We start from the raw sequence: 21367 nt of genomic DNA on the forward strand, positions 1-21367 counted from the left end.
ATGAAATTACGTGCAAACCGTGTAGGCGAGCAAATGAAAAAAGAATTAGGCGACATCATCAGTCGTAAAATTAAAGATCCACGTGTTGGATTTGTTACAGTAACAGATGTACAAGTGAGTGGAGATTTACAAATTGCTACAGTATATATTTCTGTTTTAGGTGATGAAGAACAGAAAGAAAGTACATTAAAAGGTTTAGCGAAGGCAAAAGGCTTCATTCGTTCAGAAATTGGCCAACGTATTCGTCTTCGTAAAACACCGGAAATTTCCTTTGAGTTTGATGAGTCTATCGGATATGGTCATCGAATTGATACACTTTTACATCAAATTAATAAAGACGGTAAACGTGAAGAATAATGGATAGACATTTGTCTATCCATTTTTTCAATGCAAAATAAATTTTGGATAATTACTATGAAAGAATTATGATGAGGTGAACATATATGGAAGGTGTAGTATTATTACATAAGCCAAAAGGCATGACATCACATGATTGTGTATTTAAATTAAGAAAGATATTGCGTGAGAAACGTATTGGTCATACAGGAACATTAGATCCAGATGTAACAGGAGTATTACCTATTTGTGTAGGACGAGCAACGAAGATTGCACAATTTTTAACAAGTGAGACGAAAACATATGAAGGTGAAGTAACACTTGGATTTTCAACAACAACTGAAGATGCTTCTGGTGAAGTTGTTGAAACGAAACATGTAGATCGTGTTATTACTCGTAAGGAAGTAGAAGGGGCTCTTGCTGCATTAACAGGTACGATTGAACAAATGCCTCCGATGTTTTCAGCTGTAAAAGTTAACGGGAAAAAATTATATGAATATGCAAGAGCAGGACAAGAAGTTGAACGTCCAGTTCGTACAATTACAATTCATGAATTTGTATTACTAGATGACCGTGAAGTGTTTGAGGGGGAAAATATTTCATTCCGTTTCCGTGTAACGTGTAGTAAAGGAACATATGTAAGAACGTTAGCAGTAATGATTGGTGAAAAACTTGGTTTTCCATCACATATGTCTCACCTTGTAAGAACAGCTTCTGGTGAATTTTTATTAGAAGATTGCATATCATTTGAAGAAATTGAAGAAAACGTGCAAAATGGAACAGTAGAGTCTATCTTCATTTCAATTGATGAAGCGTTAAGTAAGTTCCCGAAAATTGTTGTAGATGAAAAGCAAGCAGAGAAAATAAAGAATGGTATGTTCTTAAAAAATGAATTGCAAATAACAGCGCCATTTATAACAGTGTTTGATAAAAATGATCGCTGCCTTGCAATTTTTGAGCACCATCCAAAACACCCTGGTATGCTAAAGCCGATGAAAGTACTTGTGAATAATCAAGAACTAAAGCTATAATGAATTATTGGAAGGATTATTACAGAAAAAGGTGAATTCAAGCGTGAAACTTATTCATTTAACTCATCCACATGAACAAAATAAATTAGAATTACCACCTACTGTAATGGCATTAGGATTTTTTGATGGCATTCATTTAGGACATCAATGTGTAATTCGAACTGCGAAACAAATAGCGGATGAACGGGGATATAAAAGTGCAGTTATGACATTTTATCCGCACCCATCTGTTGTTTTAGGAAAAAAGGAAGCGCATGCGGAGTATATTACACCAATGTGTGATAAAGAAAAAATAGTCGAAAACTTAGGGATCGATATATTATATGTTATTAAATTTGATGAATCGTTTGCAGGCTTATTGCCACAACAATTTGTAGATGATTATATTATTGGTTTAAATGTAAAGCATGTAGTAGCAGGGTTTGATTATTCATATGGACGTTTAGGAAAAGGAAAGATGGAGACTTTACCATTTCATGCAAGAGGGGAGTTTACACAGACTGTGATTGAAAAAGTTGAATTTCAAGAAGAGAAAGTAAGTTCTACAGCATTACGAAAGTTAATTCGAAATGGCGAAATGGAACAAATTCCATCTATTTTAGGTAGAGCATATACAGTAGGGGGAACGGTTGTACACGGTGATAAGCGTGGACGTCAAATTGGTTTTCCTACAGCAAATGTAGGTTTAAGTGATGAGTATCTATTACCACCTGTAGGTGTTTATGCAGTGAGATTAAAGGTTCACGGTGAATGGTACGATGGTGTATGTAATATTGGATATAAACCAACTTTTAAAGAAGATGAGCGCCAATTATCTATTGAAGTGCACTTATTTGAATTTAACAAAGACATATATGATCAAAATGTTACAGTAGAGTGGCATATGCGTATAAGAGAAGAGAAGAAATTCAATGGCATCGATGAGTTAGTTGAACAAATCGCAAAAGATAAGAAAACAGCACAAGAATATTTTGCGAACGAAAAGAATATGCTTGCTTTTTCAAATGAAAAGTAGTATTCTATGTTATGTACTTTATGACAACCATTGCTTGGCATTGCGACTCACCGACGCTTGCTAGGTAATTGGGGGTTTAATTAATAGGAGGTGAAATAGGATGGCTTTAACACAAGAGCGTAAAAATGAAATCATTGCACAATTTAGAACTCATGAGACTGATACTGGTTCTCCAGAGGTTCAAATTGCTGTCCTAACGGAGCAAATTAACACTCTAAACGAGCACTTACGTACTCACAAGAAAGATCATCATTCACGTCGTGGTCTATTAAAGATGGTTGGTAAACGTCGTAACTTACTAACTTACCTTCGTAATAGCGATATCACACGTTACCGTGAATTAATCACAAAGCTTGGCTTACGTCGATAGTCAAAGAAGCGGGAATATTCCCGCTTTTTTGTTAGGTAAAAATATATCTTCTACCCTTTATAGCTTACTTCATTTTCGGTAATACTAGAGGTAGAATATTGTGATATACTATCCATTTACATAGAAGAATTGAATACTTTAAATTGAGAGGGGTACTTAAATGAGTCAAGAAAAGCAAGTCTTCTCGATAGATTTAGCTGGTCGTCAGCTAACAGTTGAAACAAGTCAGCTTGCGAAGCAAGCGAACGGAGCAGTATTAGTAAGATATGGCGATACAGCGGTTCTATCTACAGCAACTGCATCAAAAGAACCAAAAAATGTAGATTTCTTCCCACTTACAGTAAACTATGAAGAGCGTTTATATGCAGTCGGAAAAATTCCTGGCGGTTTCATTAAACGTGAAGGTCGTCCAAGTGAAAAAGCAATTTTGGCAAGTCGCTTAATCGACCGTCCAATTCGTCCACTTTTCGCAGATGGTTTCCGTAACGAAGTACAAGTTGTCAGCATTGTAATGAGTGTTGATCAAGATTGTTCTTCGGAAATGGCAGCTATGCTTGGTTCTTCATTAGCGTTATCGATTTCAGATATTCCATTTGAAGGTCCAATCGCGGGTGCAACAGTTGGTCGTATTAACGGCGAATTCGTTATTAATCCAACAGTAGAACAGCAAGAGCAAAGTGATATTCACCTTGTTGTAGCTGGTACGAAAGATGCAATTAACATGGTTGAAGCAGGAGCAGATCAAGTGCCTGAAGAAACAATGTTAGAAGCAATTATGTTTGGTCATGACGAAATTAAACGTCTAATTGCATTCCAAGAAGAGATTGTACAAGCTGTAGGTAAAGAGAAAACAGAAGTGAAACTTTATGAAGTTGACGCTGATCTTAATCAAGCTGTACGTGAAATGTCTGAGAAGGATATGCATTCTGCAATTCAAGTACATGAGAAACATGCACGTGAAGATGCAATTAACGAAGTGAAAAAGCGTGTAATTGAGCATTACGAAGCGCAGGAAGCTGACGCTGATACATTAGGACAAGTAAATGAGATTTTATATAAAATTGTAAAAGAAGAAGTACGTCGTCTTATTACAGTTGAAAAAATCCGCCCTGATGGCCGTAAAGGTGACGAAATCCGTCCATTAGCATCAGAGGTTGGCATTTTATCTCGTACACACGGTTCTGGTTTATTCACACGTGGACAAACACAAGCATTAAGTATTTGTACATTAGGTGCATTAGGCGATGTGCAAATTTTAGATGGTCTTGGTGTAGAAGAATCAAAACGCTTTATGCACCATTACAATTTCCCATCATTTAGTGTTGGTGAAACAAGACCGATGCGTGGACCAGGTCGTCGTGAAATTGGTCACGGTGCACTAGGAGAACGTGCTCTTGAGCCTGTAATTCCATCTGAAAAAGATTTCCCATATACAGTACGTCTTGTATCTGAAGTTTTAGAATCAAATGGTTCTACTTCACAAGCAAGTATTTGTGGTAGTACTTTAGCAATGATGGATGCTGGTGTTCCACTTAAAGCTCCAGTTGCAGGTATTGCAATGGGCCTAGTTAAAACTGGTGAGCATTACACAATTTTATCTGATATTCAAGGTATGGAAGATCATTTAGGTGATATGGACTTTAAAGTAGCAGGTACAGCAAAAGGTGTAACTGCACTACAAATGGACATTAAAATCGATGGTCTATCTCGTGAAATTTTAGAAGAGGCATTACAACAAGCGAAAGTTGGTCGTGTGCACATTCTAAATCATATGTTATCTGTTATTGCAGAGCCACGTACTGAATTATCAGCTTACGCTCCAAAGATTATTACAATGACAATTAACCCAGATAAAATCCGTGACGTTATTGGACCGAGCGGTAAACAAATCAATAAAATTATTGAAGAAACTGGCGTTAAAATTGACATCGAGCAAGATGGTACAGTATTCATTTCTTCAATAAATCAAGAAATGAATGACAAAGCTAAGAAAATTATCGAAGATATCGTTCGCGAAGTACAAGTAGGTGAAATCTACGAAGGAAAAGTGAAACGTGTTGAGAAATTCGGTGCTTTCGTTGAACTATTCAGCGGTAAAGATGGATTAGTTCACATTTCTGAACTTGCACTTGAGCGTGTAGGTAAAGTAGAAGACGTTGTGAAGATCGGTGATGTAATTACAGTTAAAGTTATCGAGATTGACAAGCAAGGTCGTGTGAATTTATCTAGAAAAGTATTGCTAAAAGAAGAGCAAGAAAAAGAAGCTGCTAAAGAAGAAAACAAACAAGAGCAGCAATAAGTAAAAGCCAGTTAAACTGGCTTTTTTTGTTGTGTAAAAAATATGTTTTATATATATTTTTATGTCAGTATAGGTATAGTTTTCATTATAACGCTCAAATTAACAAAGATAAGAAGAAAAAGGTATTTATATAGTTAATGGGAGGGTTTATATGAAAGCTCGTATATTGGCATACATATGTATATTCTTTTTATATGTCAGTGTAGGCTCTTATTCCGTTTTTGCACAGGATAACTTGTATGAAGAAATTCAAAAACATGCAAAACAATATGAGATTGCACCTCAAAATGCGATAATTGATAAAATATGGAAAGCGACACCAGGATATAATGGAAGACAAGTTGATATCGAAGCATCCTATAATAATATGAAGAAGCTAAAGAAATTCGATCAAAAAAATCTTGAATTCAAGGAAGTATCACCGAGTGTCCACTTAAAAGATTTATCACCAGCTCCAATTTATAGGGGACATCCAAATAAAAAGATGGTGGGATTAACAATAAATGTGGCATGGGGAAACGAGTATTTGCCGCGAATATTAGAGATATTGAAAAAACATGATGTGAAGGCAACTTTCTTTTTAGAAGGACGCTGGGTGAAAGAAAATTTGCGATTTGCAAAAATGATTGTTGATGCAAATCAAGAAGTTGGAAATCATTCTTACACACACCCTAATATGAAAACGCTATCGTCTGATGAAATACGAGATCAGCTACAAAAAACAAATCGAATGATTGAAGTTGCTACGAATCAAAAGGTGAGATGGTTTGCTCCGCCGAGTGGAAGTTTTCGGGATGAAGTTGTGAAAATTGCTGATGATTTTCAAATGGGAACGATCATGTGGACTGTCGATACAATCGATTGGAAGCGACCTGATCCAGATGTACTATTGCAGAGAGTAATGAGAAAAATACATCCAGGCGCTATCATATTAATGCATCCAACTTCATCTACAGCAGAAGCATTAGATACAATGATTACAAAATTGAAGGAACAAGGATATCAAGTAGGGAATATAACAGAATTACTGGATGAAAAACGTGTGGATTAAATACATTTGCATGACATTCATCCTTAAACTTGTTATCATTAAATAATAGCAATTATTTAGAGAAACTGGCAGTAGGAGGAAAGTTTTTGATTAAAAAATATACTTGTAAAAATGGTGTAAGAATCGTTATGGAGAATATACCAACCGTAAGATCGGTTGCGATTGGTATTTGGATCCATGCGGGATCAAGAAATGAAAATGAAAAAAATAATGGGGTTTCCCACTTTTTAGAGCATATGTTCTTTAAAGGAACGGAAACACGTAGTGCACGCGAAATTGCAGAATCATTTGATAGCATTGGTGGGCAAGTGAATGCTTTTACTTCAAAAGAATACACTTGTTACTATGCAAAAGTGCTAGATGAGCATGCTAAATATGCTTTAGATGTATTAGCAGATATGTTCTTCAATTCAACATTTGATGAGGAAGAACTGAAAAAAGAGAAGAATGTCGTATGTGAAGAAATTAAAATGTACGAAGATGCTCCAGATGATATTGTACATGATATGTTAACGAAAGCAACATATGAAACGCACCCGCTTGGATACCCTATTTTAGGAACTGAAGAAACGCTTGATACGTTTACAGGTGATACGCTACGCCAATATATAAAAGATCATTACACACCTGAAAATGTCGTTGTTTCAGTTGCAGGAAATATTGATGAAGCCTTTTTACAAACGGTAGAGCAATATTTCGGTAGTTATGAAGGAACAACAAACCGTGAACAAGTACATAGCCCAATTTTCCATTTTAATAAGGTAGCACGTAAAAAGGAAACAGAACAAGCTCATTTATGTTTAGGATATAAAGGCTTACAAATGGGACACGAAGATATTTATAACTTAATTGTATTAAATAACGTTTTAGGCGGTAGTATGAGTAGCCGTTTATTCCAAGAAGTACGTGAGCAACGCGGGTTAGCCTACTCAGTATTTTCTTACCATTCTTCTTATGAAGATACAGGTATGTTAACGCTGTATGGTGGAACAGGTAGCCAACAATTAGATACACTGTATGACACAATGCAGGAAACATTAGAAACATTGAAAAATACAGGTATTACAGAAAAAGAGCTTATTAATAGTAAAGAGCAATTAAAAGGAAACTTAATGTTAAGTTTAGAAAGTACGAATAGCCGTATGAGCCGCAATGGTAAAAATGAATTGCTACTTCGTAAGCATCGTTCACTTGATGAGATTATTGAAAGTGTAAACACTGTAACGAAAGCAAATGTTGATGAGTTAATTCGTAACATGTTTACAGATGAATTCTCTGCAGCATTAATTAGTCCAGATGGAAAACTTCCAAAAGGAATAAAACTATAATTGCTTTATATAAAGTATGTAAAAATAACCGTATCTCTTTTAAATGAGATACGGTTATTTTTTTTTGATATACAGAATAGGTACTAAATATGGATAACTTAAATTTATAACTTCGGTAGGGGGAGAGTGTATGCGATTAAGTGAATTAAGCGGTAAAGAGATCGTAAATTTAGAAAGAGCAGAAAAAATGGGGGCTCTAGGTTATGTGGATTTAGAAATTGATGAGAAGGATGGGCAAATACAGGCTCTTATCATACCTGCTGGGAAATGGGGAGGTTTTAAAAAGGAACCACAAGAAGTAAGAGTAACGTGGAGTCAAATTAAGAAAGTGGGGCATGATATGATCCTTTGTGATATTACAGATCGTTCAAATTCGAAGTGAAAGATGGCCATTTTGGTCATCTTTTTTTGTTCATTCTCCGCTGAGTAAAAGCTCACATGAATCGAGCTTATATGGGAAATCAATTTCCTGCATAATGTCCTCTCATATGCCGAATTTTGAGGTGGGGTCTAACTGAGTGCAAATAGCGGGATAAATCATACGTGCTTTTTGTTTTTCAATCACCTAAAACTCGTACATTACATATGATGTGGAGGAAAAAGAAAAAGTAGGCACTTTTCTTATAAATGACAGAAAAAGAAGGTGAATTAGGGAATGTTGACTGAGATGCATATTGCTGTCATAGGAGGAGATGCAAGACAGCTAGAAGTAATTCGCAAGCTAGTTGAATTGGATGCGAAACTTTCATTGATAGGGTTTGATCAGTTAGATCATGGCTTCACAGGGGCAGCAAAAGAAAGTATACAAAATTTAGATTTCACTTCTGTAGATGCAATTATTTTGCCAGTTGCAGGTACAAATGCCAAGGGAGAAGTAGATACTATTTTTTCAAACGAAAAAGTTTCTATAACGAAAGAACAAATTGAAAATACACCAGAACACTTTACTATATATTCAGGTATTGGTACGCCTTACTTGGAAAATCTCGTATCTACTACAAACCGCAAACTTGTTAAATTATTTGATCGTGATGATGTGGCAATCTACAATTCTATTCCAACTGTAGAAGGTACATTAATGATGGTAATTCAACATACCGACTATACAATTCATGGTTCCAATGTAATGGTTTTAGGATTTGGTAGAACAGGGATGAGTGTTGCCAGAGCATTTCAATCATTAGGAGCCCATGTCAAAGTTGGAGCAAGACGATCGGAACATATTGCACGTATTACAGAGATGATGTTTTCTCCTTTTCATATGCAGAACATTGAGAAAGAAGTAGGGAATATCGATATTGTCATTAATACAATTCCGCATCTCGTTGTGACAGCGAATGTCATTTCAAAAATGCCGGCCCATACGTTAGTAATTGATTTAGCTTCTAAACCAGGCGGTACCGACTTTAGATATGCGGAAAAAAGAGGAGTCAAAGCGCTGTTAGCACCTGGATTACCAGGTATTGTTGCTCCGAAAACAGCAGGACAAATTTTAGCGAACGTTCTTTCTCAGTTATTAGCAGAAGATGTAATCGCAAGAAAGGAGAATGGAGAATGAATTTAAAAGGGAAGAGAATAGGGTTTGGTTTTACTGGTTCACATTGTACGTACGAAGAAGTAATGCCCCATTTAGAAAAACTGATTGCTGAGGGAGCAGAAGTACGTCCCGTTGTTTCTTACACTGTTCAATCAACGAATACGAGATTTGGCGAAGGAGCAGAGTGGATTAAAAAGATTGAAGAAGTAACAGGCTTTAAAGCGATTAATTCAATCGTTGGCGCCGAACCACTAGGACCTAAAATTCCACTAGATTGTATGGTAATTGCACCACTAACAGGAAATTCAATGAGTAAATTTGCAAATGCAATGACAGACTCTCCAGTATTAATGGCAGCGAAAGCGACGCTAAGAAATGGTAAGCCTGTCGTATTGGCTGTTTCGACGAATGATGCTCTAGGGCTTAATGGGGTAAATCTAATTACACCAACAAGGTGACGACAAAGCGCGTACGCTTATATGTCGCCATCTTGAGGGAGCTTAGGGTAAAGCACGAGTTCAAAATCATCGAGCCTTTGCCACTTTTCTTTCTTATAAACAGCCTTATCTAAAACCGACTTTAGGAGGCTGTTTTTCTTTTTTGGATCATCTGTTTTAAAGTACAGATCAAGAACATGCTCTACTTGAGGGATTGTATCTTTCTTCACTTTTTCCTTCTTAATTTCTGTTTTAATTTCTTTCTTTAAGTTTTCCATTGTGGAAGTAATTTCATTGATACGGTCGGAAACGGCTTTCGAACGTTCTAAAAATATATCTACAGTGTAAACACCACGCTCTAATAAATCGTGTAAATTATTTTTTTGTTTTTGGACATCCACTAATTCTTTCTCAAGCTTTCGTAATGCAACTTCATTCATTTGAATAACCTGTGTTTCTTTTAACTTGTCACCTTGCTTATGTTTTTCAAAATCAGCTTTGTAATTAATATACCATTCTTTTAATGCCTCGAGTAAACGCTTCTCAATTAATTCCGTATAGCTTGATTTGTTTTCACAACCGCGGTGTTTACAATCCATTGTTTCCTTTCGGTTCTTCGGATAACGCTGGACCATACTATAACCACATTTACTACATTTAATAATGCCAGCTAGAGGGTTTTTAATTCCGTTTGTATTGTAAGGAACGTGATATCTTGAGTTTAATTTTTCTTGTGCTTGCTCAAACAAGCTTTCAGGTATGATAGGCTCATGTTTTCCATCAGCAATAATCCAATCTGATTTATCTTGACGTGCACAACTTCTTTTTACGGCATCAGGACGCTTTACTTCTTTTCTTTTTTGCCATGTCACTTTTCCAATGTATATATTGTTTTTTAAAATATCTAAGATGCTATAAGGATTCCAATCATTCCCTAACTTACTTTTGTATCCAAGGTCATTTAACTTGTTCCTAATTGTACTAGCACCCATATCCTCATTTGCATACCAATCAAATATCATTCTTACAACAGAAGCTTCTTCTGGATTAATCGTTAAAGTACGTTCTCGCTTATTTAAGCGATGGATATCATATCCGAATGGTGCATGTGTACCAAGGTAATTTCCAGCCTCTACACTGGCAACACGCCCACGTTGCATACGACGTGTAATAATCTTTAACTCCTTACGTGCCATAAACGCTTCAAATTCGCTGTATTCTTCGTCCCACTCATCATTAAGGTCATAAGTCTTCCTAGGCGTCATAATCTTCGTATTCGAGCGTTTAAACGTCTCTAAAATGATTCCTTGTTCTTTCATACCTCCACGACCTAAACGATCCATATCCATACAAAGAACAACATCATATTTATTATCTTCAATTTCTTCAAGTAGCGCTAACATCTCAGGTCGTTTCACTAAGCTTTCACCAGAAACGATTTCTTCGCGGACAGCTAAAACATTTAAGTTCATTTCCTTCGCTATTTTCAGCAGGGTAGTGCGGTGCTTTGCTAAAGTTTCACCTTCGCCGCGTGCTTCGGCTTCGAGATCGGCACGGGATTTTCTTAGGTAGATTGCGGTTTTCATAGTGGTACCTCCTTGTTATATTGTTATTATATGGGATATGGGGAGATTGAGAAAAGAAATGTGATTAAAGAAAAGCTCCTAATAGGGAGCTTCTCTTTAACGGTTAGTTTTTGATTTTTTAGTACGAGATCTTGATAATTCTTTTTCCTTTTTTCGAGGAATAAATTTACTATATTCAATATAAACTTTTGATGAAAAATCACATACATAAAATGTTTCTTTGTTTAAGATGTCATTAATAAAACAAATTGTTCTTTTTTCGTCAATGGTATAGCCATGGATTAGATTCTTTATTTCTTTTAACTCAACTTCACTGATTATTCGAAATGAATATGGAACGTGGTTCTCTTTTTGCATTTTTGATGCGATATGAGCATAGAAAAAACACAGTGCTAAAAGGAGTAGAATGGCTGCATATAAACTATATAGGTTATCATTTTTGAAAAATAGTACACTTAATATATATCCAAATATAAAATAACTACTGATTAAACTAATAAAAATAGAGAGCGTGAAAATAAACATTGCCCATATGGATTTTTTTAATCTATTATGAATAGAAAATAACAAAGAAACAATTATAAATGACACACCGAAAACTTTTATACTATTTTGTAGGACCGTCAGTAAAAGTGTTTGATCACTTGTTAGATATTCGTACCAAAAAAAATTGAAATATATAGTTGTTATTATATAAATGAAGAATAAAAATATAACATTAAAAATATATTTACCAAACTTTAGTCTTTCCTTAGTTTCTTTATCCAAAAATAATTTATCAATTTCAGTAATTGTTCTTACTTTGAAAAACTGCTTGTACCCAGATATTAATAGTCCTATGATAGCAACTAGTCCAGGAATTGCTTTTAAGAAATTATCGTTTTTAAAAATGTCTATTACAACGTTTTCCATATTAATACTCCTGTAATTAGTTATATATTTTTCTGTTATAAATTTTTAAACAAGAAAATCCGCCCGGAACCCCATGAATCTCTGCAACTTCTTGAATAGACAAACGAGTATCTTCATATGCAGCAAGCATTTCATCAGTAAGTAACAACTCCACCGCAAATGTATTGGCTTCAATTTCTAAACGATCTACTGAAAAGAATGTTTGGTTACGCAAGAAGGGAGTGTTTGCTTTGGGGTGAAGCACAGCATGGCCTAATTCATGTGCACAAACAAATCTTTGAGTGATTTCATCAATTTGATTATTAATATGAATAAATTTAAAGCGCTTATAGGTGTTGTAAAAACCAAGGGTGTTCCCTAGGTCGGCATACAACACAGTAATTTCTTTTTGCCTGGCAATTTCAAATGGATCTGTTGTTTGATACTTTTCTACGATGTTTAATACGTTTTCTTTGATGTCCATTAGTTCACTCCACTCAATCTTTTTTATATTTGTTTGGAGTGAATTTTTGTTTTGCTAATTGTTTTGCCATGCGCATTGAGTTTTCCAGAGAAATACGAATCATTTCTTTCGTATGTTCATCGATTGGCTCTCCATCAAACATTAATGCTTCTTCGCTATTATCTAATTCTTCTAATGTTTTTTCTAAATCACGTGCAATATCGCGTTCTTCTTTAGAGGTTAAACTTACATTCACTGACTTGTTTAGATAACCTATTTCTTCTAATAAAGCGGCCTTATCTTTGTTTATTGCTTTAGCAATTTGCGCAATGACAGCTAAAGTCGGTTCAACAGGCTTACCGTTTCGAGGGTCAACACCTTTTTCTAGTTTATCTATGTAAGAATGGCTTAGTTGAGAACGGCTAGCTAATTCTCTAAGTGAAAGACTGTGTTCTTGGCGATATTCACGGATTATCGTACCTAAAGTTTTCATAGTTTGTTCCTCCTTGAATACAATTGTAATCTATCGATTACAAAAAAGCTAAAAAAACCTCGTATTACATAGTTGACAGTTTTGTATTCAATGGAGTACAATTCGTATTGTAAACAAATGAATACAGGAGGTGATTAAATGAACCACGTAGCCAAAATTCGCAAAGGGTTAAATATGTCACAAGAAGCCTTGGCTAAGAAGGCGAAAGTATCTAGACCGTATCTATCTAATGTGGAGAACTTAAAAGTTCAGCCTTCTGTTGGTGCGGCAATTAGAATATCTAAAGCACTAAATAAGCGAGTTGAAGATATTTTTTTAGATAAAACGTAAACTATGGTGTACAACGGTGATGAAAAAATGACAGCAACTAACATGGCAGTACCAACAAATCAGCAGCATACAAATATAGAAAGCACTTCAAGAGGTGACACCATGAGCCAACAAGAAGAATATGCAGCGTCTTATGAATTTGGGAAAACGAAAGTTTATGTAGTGGCTCCTGAGCCGAAACCACAAAAGGATATTGATAAAATCCTTCGAGCGTATTACAAGGCTGGTTGGGCCATCATCGATGAATTGCAAACAAAAGAAAATATTGAGGAGTAGTTCCTCCCTTTTTACATGAAAAATAGACAGGTTATGTATGTACTAACAATTTTAATACTTTAACAACTTAATATGGAGGCGAACAAATATGGGAACAAGCATATATTGTAATTCATCAATAGGTACGTTATTACAAGGGGCTAGAGAATGTTGTGAAGATGAAACACTAACAACGAAGAAAGGACTGGCAGCGCATCTTGGAATTACATATGAACGCTTGAAAAACATTGAGGCTGGTACGTCACAAGTTCCATTTGAACTAGCGATGGATTGGTGTGATGCAACGAAAGCACCGTTAAACAAACAGGCGATTAAACATATATATGGTGTTGGATTACCACCGACAGATCCACGTTTAACGAGCGATGTGAATTTACAGCTTATGAATTACATTAAGCAAGCTGAGGACGGTATTAAAGCAGCAAAGGAAATTATGACATTGCAAGTCACAACAAGACCTTGGCAAATGAATGATTCAAAAAAGAAAGAGTACGCGAAGCATGCTACAGAAATATACGACATGATACAAGCGACCCAATGCGTCATTCAAGCATTAGAGGGTGTACATCCTGGTCTTCTTGAAGAGGTGAATGGAAATTGGTTAAGAAAAGCTATTTCAGACAATGTGGTTGTTCATTCAGTTGATAAGTTATTGAAGTTATCAAAAGTGATGTAAGGAGGAATAACGGTGACAGTAGATTATATAAATCCTAGTTTAGAAGAGTATAAAGAGTTAATTTGTCTTGACGCAAAGCTAACAGGTGAAATTAAAATAGCGGCAACGTTTGCTGAGGATGAAAACTTAGAGGAATTAAAAAGAGAGAAGAAACTAATTGGCATTCGAATCAAAATTATAGAAGCTTCATTCGTTTTAAAGCATAAATGGGCAAAAGAAAAAGCTACCGCCTAGACAACAGTAGCCTTAACAAAACTATTCTATAGCAATTATAACATTATATAAATCATTTGGACAAGCACTGTGCTTGTCGTTATGACCAGAAAGGGATTGTTGCCTCCCCATACCCTTACAATAAGCCTTTCTGGTTGTAACGATGCGTACAGCATCAATGGAGAATGAAAAGAGGTGAGACCTTTGAAAACTCAATATAACCGTTTAGCTGAATTGGTTCTTCCAAAGGATCTTGAGTTTGCGAATGAGTTACATGATTGTATGGTAACTTGCGTTCACAACGTATTTAGCGCTCAAACGAAAGAAGAAGCTGATCGTTGGGATGAAGAGTTAATTCGTTGTTCGAAAGACTTCATGAAGCTCCGTGAAGCAAAACAAGATTATGAAGCATCGAAAAGTTATCGTGTAATCATAACGGATTTTCGAGCGAGAGGAATCAACGCTTCATTAGTTACGCGAAAGAAATAAAAAAATCTATCACTTGGCAGAGTGATAGATCAATAAATGGCTTTAATAATTTTAGTTAGGATAATTATACCAAATGAGAAGCCCTATAACAATGGAGCGTGTTGCATGCTTTTAGATAGATCGTTACATAGAGTGTTGCTGAATTCTAACATATTTCAGCAAGCGACATCAGAGCAACACCTTATTTACTTAGTAAAGCAATATTTCAAGACAGGGTATAAAAATTATCGCTTATTACGTGTAGAGGACGGATTTGCGATATGTAAACGGGAGGATGAATAATATGGCAGTTTATAGACCAGTACATGTTTCATTTTGGCAGGATTCATTTGTTTTAGATCTTACACCGGAGGAAAAGTATTTCTACTTATACTTGATGACAAACAGCAAGACGTCTCAATCAGGAATCTACGAGCTTCCACTTCGTATCATTGAAACTGATACAGGGTACAATCGCGAAACAGTTATGAAGCTATTAGAGCGTTTTGCTGAGTATGGAAAAATTAATTATAACCAAAAAACAAAAGAGTTGTTCTTAATCAATTGGTTGAAATTCAACCCAATTAAAAATGTGAACATTGAAAAGTGCGTTTTAAAAGAAATTCAATCTGTGAAGGACCATGATTTTTTAGTTGATTTCTATGAAACTTGTTTGCAATTAGAGCGAGAGCAAGGTTTTAAAATCCCTCGTATTAAGGAGTATTTATCGGTCCGTTTGGAGGGGCTTATAAGGGGCTTCCAAGACCCTATCAAGGAAGAAGAAAAAGAAAAAGAAAAAGAACAACAACAAGAAGAACGTGCAGGCGCGGAAGAAGTTGTTGAGGTTAATCCAATTTCTTTTTACGAACAAAACTTCGGACTGGTTACACCTTTTATTGCAGAAGGTATCCATGCTTGGATAGATGATTTAAATGCAAGTCTTGTTGTAAAGGCTATGCAAATTGCTCTAGAGAAAAATACGAGAAATATGAATTACGTAAATACGATTTTAAGAGATTGGCATCTTAAGGGACTGAAAACAGTAGCAGATGTTGAAGCCGCTGATCAAGCATTTCGCGCTCAACGATTAGCAAAAGGACAACAAACTATGCAAGCACCTTATCAAAATAAAGGTTTATCAGCATCTACTCAAAACGTATTACAGCAGCAAGAAGCATGGAAACAAAACATTCCAACAGAAGAAGAACTTGCAGCACTTAATCTACAGAATGGATGGTTGGCCCAATGAGCAACGATATGATTCGTAATGTAGAAGCTGAACAAAGTGTTTTAGGTAGCATTATTCAAGAAGGAGATTTAATTAAAGATTGCCAGCTAAAGGCAAAACAGTTTTCATTACCAACCCATCAAATGATTTTTAAAGCGATGAGAGAGCTAGAGGATGCTGAGGCACCGATAGATCTTGTTGCTCTCATTGGAAAATTCGATGAAGGATTTATGCATCAAATTGGTGGGATTGAATTCTTTGTAAATCTAACAGAAGTTGTAACCACAACTAAAAACTTTTCGTATCACGAAGGACTGGTGATTGAAGCTTGGAAGATGAGACATGCTCAAGAGGTTGCTGGTAACTTATATAACGGCCTTCAGCAAAATAAAGATATGAGTGTTATTAGTAAATCGATTGATGAACTAAGTGCCATTGAAGAAACTGGTTACTCAGATGAGTTTAACCTGAAAGATACACTTGTTGATTTGTATAAAAAAATGCAAATTGATGTAGGTGATTTAACTGGTATTCCAACTGGTTATGATGACTTGAACAGAATGACAGCCGGATTACAAGAAGGAGATTTAATTATTGTCGGCGCCCGTCCTTCTATGGGGAAAACAGCATTTGTATTAAACGTTGCTTTTCATGCAGCGAGTGCTCAGACGGCAACAGGAGTTTTCTCGCTAGAGATGGGAGAAGAACAGCTACTTAAGCGAATGATCTCAAGTACTGGAAATATAGATGCTACGAAATTAAAGAACCCTAAAAAACTATGTGATCTAAAGGATTGGGAAAAGATTAGTCAAGCGATGGGATTGATAAATGATTTGCCATTAGAAATTTATGATAAAGCAAATGTAACGATGCAAGAGATTTATGCGAAGACTAGGAAACTTAAGCGTAAATACCCAGGTAAAAAGGTGCTAGTCGCAATTGATTACTTGCAGCTTATTGTAGGTGACCCGAAGCATAAAGGAAATCGTATGCAAGAGATTGGTGAGATAAGCCGTAAGTTAAAACTTATGGCAAGGGAACTGAATGTATGTGTAGTTGCATTATCACAGTTAAGCCGTGCTGTTGAAAGTAGGCAGGATAAAAGGCCGTTACTCTCAGACCTACGTGAAAATGGACAAATTGAGCAAGATGCGGACTTAATCGCGTTCTTGTATCGTGAAGATTACTATGACCGTGAAACCGAAAATAAAAACATTACAGAAATCATTTTGGCGAAACAGAGAAATGGTCCAGTAGGTGTTGTGGAATTAGCATTTATTAAAGAATTTAGTAAGTTCGTAGGTTTAGAGCGAAAGTTTAATAACCAGCAGGGGGCTTAATGATGCTGTTACGTCAGGAAGTAAAACGTAGAAAGCTAGCGATTATTCGCAAACTATTGGGATTAGGTTTGGCTGAGATTAATGGACAAACATTAGACCAACTAACGCTAACGCAGCTAGAAGGAATTTTAATTACAAGTTTGCAAGTATTGGAGGGAAGCAACAATGCCCAAGCAACTAACAATTTTTGATGTGGAATCAGTCGTATCATTTGATCCTAAGAAAGCTCATATCCATCGTTTAAATTCAAAACTAAGGTATGCAGATATGGTTGTGCAAATACCACGTCAGGCAAAAGCAAGTGATGAATTAAAACCGACGACAGTCGCTGATGAACGTTATGAGTTATTTGAAGATTACGCAATTGGGATTTGGCGTTACAAACGAGCGGAGGATAAACAATTTGTATGGGAAGAAGCTGAAGAAATGTGTAAGCGAGCAAGAGATGAAAAAGAGCCGATTCCGATTCGGCTCCATCTATCACTTGAACAAGTATTCATACCAGAAAACGTTGTTCAATATTTGTAGACAAATAAAAAAGCCGAGACCACTCTCGACTTAATCCGACAAAGTAATTATAACATATTTGGGAGTGATCTCGGTGGCAATTATTAAAGAAAACGTTACAGAAATGAAAGCTGAAATTTCTTTAGTAGAAAACATGATTTACGTAGTGAAAGATGGAAAGATTTATCCAATTGAACCACCAAAAACTGGACATGGTGAGCAAACGTTTATATATAAAAGCGGAAAAGCAACTCGTATGGATGAACGGAAAACGCAATTAATTTAACTGGAGGTATGCAATATGAGAAGTGCCACAGAATTAAAAGCACTTAAGTTAAAACCGGATCAAGAAAAACTAAGAAATAATTTTGTTTTTTATGCCCTGGCTACGGTTGTGGAAATAAATCAGAGGGTAGGTAGGGGAATACTCCTACCTATGACCTAATTGAGATTATGAATATAGGTACGGATTATGCATTAGATCCAGAGGGGTATCTAAAACGACAAAATAATAAAAAATAAGGTTCTATGTAATAAAAAAGGCTAGGGTTACTCCTAGCACTCAAGCATAAGTCGTATGGAAAGTAAGTATTTTGCAAACTGGGTGTTTGCAAATTCATTATATAACGTTTATTAGGTGGGAAGATTTGATTACAGCAATCTTTACTTAGGTTTTACATGATATTAAAGTTTTTGATAAAGACCAAATTTGAAATTTGTATAAAAGTAGAATAAAAGAGTTGTTATCTTGTAACTAAATAATAAGAAGGAAGTAAAAAAGCTTTAAAATTTACAAAGTAATTTGTACTTATATTGATTTTGGTACGTATATACAGTTTTAGGTAATAGGAAATAATTCATTTGTATGAAAAACTTGGGATTTTATGATAGTATCTATCTTGATTGATTATTTATAATATAAATCTTTAATAGAGAGGGATAAGAATGAAAATAAAAAGGCTAAAAATAGAAGGGTTATTTGAAAGAAATTATGATATAGATTTTTATGAAGATATTACATTACTTTATGGAGTAAATGGTTGTGGGAAAACGACAATCCTTAATATATTATCAACGATTATTTCAGGTGATTTGTATAACCTAAAGAGATATGATTTTAAATATTTAGAGTTGTTTGTTAATGGTTCGGATGAGAATGAGGAAAGACTAATTATAAAGGAAACTACTCATAGTATTCCTATGTATCAAGTGTATTTTAAAGAGAAAATGGCACTGATTCCTAAAGAAGTAAATGAAGTAGAATTTGATTTTGATGATGGAAGATATAAAAAAAATAATGTTTTACAAAGTAAAAAAAACACGGAAAGAGAAGAGTTTTTGGAAGTGAAAGAAGATTATTTTGATAAATATTACAATGAATTAGTCTATGAAATTCAAGAAGCTTTTTATCAATTATATATTCCACTTACCAGAAAATCTATATCAATTGACCAATTACAAGGGAGAAATTTTAGAGTAGGAATGAAGGGGTTAACTAGTTATTCTGATGCTAATACTTATCTAGATAATTCGGTGAAAAAGGCGGTAATGTTGTTAAGAGATTATATGATGACGATAACTATGAGAGAGAACCGTATTCTCGAAAGGTTAAAGGGACAGATTCTTAATTTAGCTTTATCATCAAATGAAGTGGAAATTGATAATTTAGATTTAAAAGATCTTTTTTATTTGAATAGTGATTTATCTGAAATACCATCCATTTCTAATTTTGACATTCCAATTGAACAAAATTTAAGTGCATTAAAAGAAAAATTAGAAAGTTGTAGAGGGACCTTTGAGATTGAGGAAAATAATAGTATAAAAATTATAAATCCAATGGGATTCGCTAACTTTGTAGCTGCGATGTCACAATTAAAAAAGTTCGAACAAATTGCTAAAGTAATTCATAAAGCGAATAGAAGTAGAGAGACATCTTTATTACCAGTGAATAAGTTAATTGCTACAATTAATGAGTTTTTAGAAGACGGTGAAAAAGAAATTCTCCTTGATTCGAGAGGGATATTGAAATTTAAAAGAAGCGGCTCTTCCAAACAGAGATCTATAAGTGTAATGTCTTCAGGGGAAAAACAAATCGTGATATTCTTTGTTTATATAATTTTAGGATTAGTCAATGAAAAAAGGAAGGGGATATTTATAATAGACGAACCAGAACTATCTTTACATGTGGAATGGCAAAATAAATTTATTCCTAATCTCTTAGAAGTCGCTGGAGATACACAATTAATTTTAGCCACACATTCGCCAGAAATTATTGGGGATAGAACTGAAAAATGTGTAGAGGTTAGGGGAATATTATAATGTCGATACCATCATTTAGTCAAAAAGCAAAAATTTCTAAAGCAATATTATATTCATCCTATAATGATGTAACTTTTTATGTTGAAGATGAAACTATGGAGCATGCATATGTAAATATATTAAATCGCTTGTTTAATGGGGAAATAAAGATAAAGAGAGTTTTTCCAGCTGGTGGGAAAAAGGGAGTTTTAGATGCTTTGGATTTATTTAGAGATGGAAAAATTCCTTCGATTCAAAATAAGTGTTTTTTTATTGTGGATAGGGATTTAGATCCTTTTGTAGATATTGATATGAGAGATGATGATTTGTTAATATATTTACAATGGTATTGTATAGAAAATTACTTTATAGAAAAATCAGCCGTTGCTGGTACTTTACAATGGAAATTAAATAAAGTACCAGAAAAGGCAGAAGAAATGATTAATTTTGATGGTTGGTTTGAAAGAGTTAAAAAGGATTTTTGTGATTTATTTGTAGCGTATGTCTTGTGTCGTAAATACGAGTTAGGAGAAAATGTGCACCGGGCAGAATATAAATTTTTGGAGGATAAAGGATATTGCGTGGATAGGGAGAAATTTGCACAATACCTAACAAAGTTAAAAGAGAAGTTTTCTGAAAAAGGTTTAGGAAATGAAGAGACGTTTAATGACGAGTTCATTCAAATTGAAAAGCGTATTAGGGAAAAAACAACAGATGTCTACAACGAATTGATTTCAGGGAAGTATCTATTTGCAAGCTTAGAAAAGTATTGTACACATATATGTGGAAAAAAGGTAGATAAAGAATTCTTATTAGGATCTTTAATAGAAAAATTTCCAATTAGTCGATTGGATTTTATAAAGGATAGAGTGCTAAAGGAAGCATCATCTGCATAAATATATATATTGAATTCACTAAAGAACTATATTGTATAATTTGTTTATTTATAGTTTTCTTGTGATATATTATCTGATTAATGAATCGCAGGAAAACTATTTCTTAGATGTAATAGGTGAGGTTATCTTTGGATTTGTAAACTTAAATATATGATACATATCTAAATAAAATAATTTTTTAAAATGGTATAATAATAGAAATTAAATAATTAGTCCTACTGGAAGAACCAGCGGACATCAAACTATAAAGCATAAGTGATATTGCTCTATAGTTTGATGTCCGCTTTTTTTGTTTATA

Annotated in this window: 27 protein-coding genes and 1 pseudogene; 24 read left to right on the forward strand and 4 right to left on the reverse strand. The window is 34.7% G+C overall.

Annotation, left to right across the window (positions count from 1 at the left end):
* The 10 genes and pseudogenes from rbfA to dpaB all read left to right on the forward strand — a co-directional run.
* The gene (gene rbfA / locus ACXVYO_RS23345) at positions 1 to 357 is read left to right on the forward strand and encodes a 30S ribosome-binding factor RbfA (protein WP_000776445.1); all 357 of its coding nucleotides are present in this window, start codon (positions 1 to 3) and stop codon (positions 355 to 357) included.
* Between the two features lie 86 nt (positions 358 to 443).
* Complete coding sequence (gene truB, locus ACXVYO_RS23350) at positions 444 to 1367, forward strand: tRNA pseudouridine(55) synthase TruB (protein ID WP_063260410.1); 924 nt, start codon at positions 444 to 446, stop codon at positions 1365 to 1367.
* Positions 1368 to 1410: 43 nt separating this feature from the next.
* Positions 1411 to 2382, forward strand: coding sequence for a bifunctional riboflavin kinase/FAD synthetase (ribF, locus tag ACXVYO_RS23355; RefSeq protein ID WP_458468588.1), 972 nt, complete (start codon positions 1411 to 1413; stop codon positions 2380 to 2382).
* A gap of 100 nt (positions 2383 to 2482) precedes the next feature.
* The gene (rpsO, locus tag ACXVYO_RS23360; protein WP_001229392.1) at positions 2483 to 2752 is read left to right on the forward strand and encodes a 30S ribosomal protein S15; all 270 of its coding nucleotides are present in this window, start codon (positions 2483 to 2485) and stop codon (positions 2750 to 2752) included.
* Between the two features lie 160 nt (positions 2753 to 2912).
* A complete protein-coding gene (pnp, locus tag ACXVYO_RS23365; RefSeq protein WP_458468589.1) occupies positions 2913 to 5051 on the forward strand; it encodes a polyribonucleotide nucleotidyltransferase in 2139 nt (712 codons plus the stop codon).
* 151 nt (positions 5052 to 5202) lie between these two features.
* Positions 5203 to 6102, forward strand: a complete 900-nt coding sequence (locus tag ACXVYO_RS23370) for a polysaccharide deacetylase family protein (protein WP_458468590.1) — start codon at positions 5203 to 5205, stop codon at positions 6100 to 6102.
* An 86-nt stretch (positions 6103 to 6188) separates the two neighbouring features.
* The gene (locus tag ACXVYO_RS23375) at positions 6189 to 7430 is read left to right on the forward strand and encodes a M16 family metallopeptidase (protein WP_000593004.1); all 1242 of its coding nucleotides are present in this window, start codon (positions 6189 to 6191) and stop codon (positions 7428 to 7430) included.
* 130 nt (positions 7431 to 7560) lie between these two features.
* Positions 7561 to 7812, forward strand: a complete 252-nt coding sequence (locus tag ACXVYO_RS23380) for a YlmC/YmxH family sporulation protein (RefSeq protein WP_073516073.1) — start codon at positions 7561 to 7563, stop codon at positions 7810 to 7812.
* Positions 7813 to 8085: 273 nt separating this feature from the next.
* Entirely contained in the window at positions 8086 to 8988 is a 903-nt protein-coding gene (dpaA, locus tag ACXVYO_RS23385) for a dipicolinic acid synthetase subunit A (protein WP_000954740.1), read from the forward strand.
* Positions 8985 to 9410, forward strand: a pseudogene (dpaB, locus tag ACXVYO_RS23390) (dipicolinate synthase subunit B); the annotation flags it as partial. The gene dpaA and the pseudogene dpaB, both read left to right, overlap by 4 nt.
* Before the next feature lie 32 nt (positions 9411 to 9442).
* Here the strand turns inward: dpaB and ACXVYO_RS23395 are convergent.
* The 4 genes from ACXVYO_RS23395 to ACXVYO_RS23410 form a co-directional block, all read right to left on the reverse strand.
* Positions 9443 to 10990 (reverse strand): recombinase family protein, encoded by a 1548-nt coding sequence (locus ACXVYO_RS23395; protein WP_458468591.1) that lies wholly within the window; start codon positions 10988 to 10990, stop codon positions 9443 to 9445.
* Positions 10991 to 11086: 96 nt separating this feature from the next.
* Complete coding sequence (locus ACXVYO_RS23400) at positions 11087 to 11902, reverse strand: hypothetical protein (RefSeq protein WP_458468592.1); 816 nt, start codon at positions 11900 to 11902, stop codon at positions 11087 to 11089.
* Positions 11903 to 11918: 16 nt separating this feature from the next.
* Complete coding sequence (locus tag ACXVYO_RS23405; RefSeq protein ID WP_458468593.1) at positions 11919 to 12365, reverse strand: ImmA/IrrE family metallo-endopeptidase; 447 nt, start codon at positions 12363 to 12365, stop codon at positions 11919 to 11921.
* 13 nt (positions 12366 to 12378) lie between these two features.
* The gene (locus ACXVYO_RS23410) at positions 12379 to 12837 is read right to left on the reverse strand and encodes a helix-turn-helix domain-containing protein (protein ID WP_458468594.1); all 459 of its coding nucleotides are present in this window, start codon (positions 12835 to 12837) and stop codon (positions 12379 to 12381) included.
* A gap of 138 nt (positions 12838 to 12975) precedes the next feature.
* On the opposite strand from ACXVYO_RS23410, the gene ACXVYO_RS23415 reads away from it, so the two are divergent.
* The 14 genes from ACXVYO_RS23415 (at position 12976) to ACXVYO_RS23480 (ending at position 21069) form a co-directional block, all read left to right on the forward strand.
* A complete protein-coding gene (locus tag ACXVYO_RS23415; protein ID WP_458468595.1) occupies positions 12976 to 13167 on the forward strand; it encodes a helix-turn-helix transcriptional regulator in 192 nt (63 codons plus the stop codon).
* A 27-nt stretch (positions 13168 to 13194) separates the two neighbouring features.
* Positions 13195 to 13443 (forward strand): hypothetical protein, encoded by a 249-nt coding sequence (locus ACXVYO_RS23420; protein ID WP_458468596.1) that lies wholly within the window; start codon positions 13195 to 13197, stop codon positions 13441 to 13443.
* Between the two features lie 88 nt (positions 13444 to 13531).
* Entirely contained in the window at positions 13532 to 14119 is a 588-nt protein-coding gene (locus tag ACXVYO_RS23425; protein WP_458468597.1) for a sporulation sigma factor-processing peptidase, read from the forward strand.
* A gap of 12 nt (positions 14120 to 14131) precedes the next feature.
* Positions 14132 to 14353, forward strand: a complete 222-nt coding sequence (locus ACXVYO_RS23430; RefSeq protein ID WP_458468598.1) for an RNA polymerase subunit sigma — start codon at positions 14132 to 14134, stop codon at positions 14351 to 14353.
* A 183-nt stretch (positions 14354 to 14536) separates the two neighbouring features.
* On the forward strand, positions 14537 to 14821 hold the full coding sequence (locus tag ACXVYO_RS23435; RefSeq protein WP_458468599.1) for a hypothetical protein: 285 nt from the start codon (positions 14537 to 14539) through the stop codon (positions 14819 to 14821).
* 105 nt (positions 14822 to 14926) lie between these two features.
* On the forward strand, positions 14927 to 15103 hold the full coding sequence (locus tag ACXVYO_RS23440; protein ID WP_458468600.1) for a hypothetical protein: 177 nt from the start codon (positions 14927 to 14929) through the stop codon (positions 15101 to 15103).
* 1 nt (position 15104) lies between these two features.
* Positions 15105 to 16049, forward strand: a complete 945-nt coding sequence (locus tag ACXVYO_RS23445) for a DnaD domain-containing protein (RefSeq protein ID WP_458468601.1) — start codon at positions 15105 to 15107, stop codon at positions 16047 to 16049.
* Positions 16046 to 17368, forward strand: a complete 1323-nt coding sequence (gene dnaB, locus ACXVYO_RS23450; protein WP_458468602.1) for a replicative DNA helicase — start codon at positions 16046 to 16048, stop codon at positions 17366 to 17368. The genes ACXVYO_RS23445 and dnaB overlap by 4 nt, the downstream gene beginning before the upstream one ends.
* Positions 17369 to 17370: 2 nt before the next feature.
* A complete protein-coding gene (locus tag ACXVYO_RS23455; RefSeq protein WP_458468603.1) occupies positions 17371 to 17559 on the forward strand; it encodes a hypothetical protein in 189 nt (62 codons plus the stop codon).
* Complete coding sequence (locus ACXVYO_RS23460; protein ID WP_458468604.1) at positions 17534 to 17896, forward strand: cell division protein SepF; 363 nt, start codon at positions 17534 to 17536, stop codon at positions 17894 to 17896. The genes ACXVYO_RS23455 and ACXVYO_RS23460 overlap by 26 nt, the downstream gene beginning before the upstream one ends.
* A gap of 73 nt (positions 17897 to 17969) precedes the next feature.
* Positions 17970 to 18161 carry a DUF3954 domain-containing protein gene (locus ACXVYO_RS23465; RefSeq protein WP_458468605.1) on the forward strand — a complete coding sequence of 64 codons (192 nt, stop codon included), beginning with the start codon at positions 17970 to 17972 and terminating at the stop codon, positions 18159 to 18161.
* A 15-nt stretch (positions 18162 to 18176) separates the two neighbouring features.
* Complete coding sequence (locus ACXVYO_RS23470) at positions 18177 to 18320, forward strand: hypothetical protein (RefSeq protein WP_458468606.1); 144 nt, start codon at positions 18177 to 18179, stop codon at positions 18318 to 18320.
* A gap of 500 nt (positions 18321 to 18820) precedes the next feature.
* Positions 18821 to 20194 carry an AAA family ATPase gene (locus ACXVYO_RS23475; RefSeq protein ID WP_458468607.1) on the forward strand — a complete coding sequence of 458 codons (1374 nt, stop codon included), beginning with the start codon at positions 18821 to 18823 and terminating at the stop codon, positions 20192 to 20194.
* Positions 20194 to 21069: a DUF4435 domain-containing protein gene (locus ACXVYO_RS23480; RefSeq protein ID WP_088307630.1), complete on the forward strand. Its 876-nt coding sequence runs from the start codon at positions 20194 to 20196 to the stop codon at positions 21067 to 21069. The genes ACXVYO_RS23475 and ACXVYO_RS23480 overlap by 1 nt, the downstream gene beginning before the upstream one ends.
* Positions 21070 to 21367: the final 298 nt, after the last annotated feature.

This window comes from Bacillus sp. BC08 (assembly GCF_054326875.1).

What these genes read in the sequence shown, in the direction of transcription:
- rbfA (WP_000776445.1), top strand. Translation starts at nt 1, where the DNA reads ATGAAATTACGTGCAAACCGTGTAGGCGAGCAAATGAAAAAAGAATTA.
- truB (WP_063260410.1), top strand. Translation starts at nt 444, where the DNA reads ATGGAAGGTGTAGTATTATTACATAAGCCAAAAGGCATGACATCACAT.
- rpsO (WP_001229392.1), top strand. Translation starts at nt 2,483, where the DNA reads ATGGCTTTAACACAAGAGCGTAAAAATGAAATCATTGCACAATTTAGA.
- pnp (WP_458468589.1), top strand. Translation starts at nt 2,913, where the DNA reads ATGAGTCAAGAAAAGCAAGTCTTCTCGATAGATTTAGCTGGTCGTCAG.
- ACXVYO_RS23370 (WP_458468590.1), top strand. Translation starts at nt 5,203, where the DNA reads ATGAAAGCTCGTATATTGGCATACATATGTATATTCTTTTTATATGTC.
- ACXVYO_RS23380 (WP_073516073.1), top strand. Translation starts at nt 7,561, where the DNA reads ATGCGATTAAGTGAATTAAGCGGTAAAGAGATCGTAAATTTAGAAAGA.
- dpaA (WP_000954740.1), top strand. Translation starts at nt 8,086, where the DNA reads ATGTTGACTGAGATGCATATTGCTGTCATAGGAGGAGATGCAAGACAG.
- ACXVYO_RS23395 (WP_458468591.1), bottom strand. Translation starts at nt 10,990, where the DNA reads ATGAAAACCGCAATCTACCTAAGAAAATCCCGTGCCGATCTCGAAGCC.
- ACXVYO_RS23400 (WP_458468592.1), bottom strand. Translation starts at nt 11,902, where the DNA reads ATGGAAAACGTTGTAATAGACATTTTTAAAAACGATAATTTCTTAAAA.
- ACXVYO_RS23405 (WP_458468593.1), bottom strand. Translation starts at nt 12,365, where the DNA reads ATGGACATCAAAGAAAACGTATTAAACATCGTAGAAAAGTATCAAACA.
- ACXVYO_RS23410 (WP_458468594.1), bottom strand. Translation starts at nt 12,837, where the DNA reads ATGAAAACTTTAGGTACGATAATCCGTGAATATCGCCAAGAACACAGT.
- ACXVYO_RS23415 (WP_458468595.1), top strand. Translation starts at nt 12,976, where the DNA reads ATGAACCACGTAGCCAAAATTCGCAAAGGGTTAAATATGTCACAAGAA.
- ACXVYO_RS23420 (WP_458468596.1), top strand. Translation starts at nt 13,195, where the DNA reads ATGACAGCAACTAACATGGCAGTACCAACAAATCAGCAGCATACAAAT.
- ACXVYO_RS23425 (WP_458468597.1), top strand. Translation starts at nt 13,532, where the DNA reads ATGGGAACAAGCATATATTGTAATTCATCAATAGGTACGTTATTACAA.
- ACXVYO_RS23440 (WP_458468600.1), top strand. Translation starts at nt 14,927, where the DNA reads ATGCTTTTAGATAGATCGTTACATAGAGTGTTGCTGAATTCTAACATA.
- ACXVYO_RS23445 (WP_458468601.1), top strand. Translation starts at nt 15,105, where the DNA reads ATGGCAGTTTATAGACCAGTACATGTTTCATTTTGGCAGGATTCATTT.
- dnaB (WP_458468602.1), top strand. Translation starts at nt 16,046, where the DNA reads ATGAGCAACGATATGATTCGTAATGTAGAAGCTGAACAAAGTGTTTTA.
- ACXVYO_RS23455 (WP_458468603.1), top strand. Translation starts at nt 17,371, where the DNA reads ATGCTGTTACGTCAGGAAGTAAAACGTAGAAAGCTAGCGATTATTCGC.
- ACXVYO_RS23460 (WP_458468604.1), top strand. Translation starts at nt 17,534, where the DNA reads ATGCCCAAGCAACTAACAATTTTTGATGTGGAATCAGTCGTATCATTT.
- ACXVYO_RS23470 (WP_458468606.1), top strand. Translation starts at nt 18,177, where the DNA reads ATGAGAAGTGCCACAGAATTAAAAGCACTTAAGTTAAAACCGGATCAA.
- ACXVYO_RS23475 (WP_458468607.1), top strand. Translation starts at nt 18,821, where the DNA reads ATGAAAATAAAAAGGCTAAAAATAGAAGGGTTATTTGAAAGAAATTAT.
- ACXVYO_RS23480 (WP_088307630.1), top strand. Translation starts at nt 20,194, where the DNA reads ATGTCGATACCATCATTTAGTCAAAAAGCAAAAATTTCTAAAGCAATA.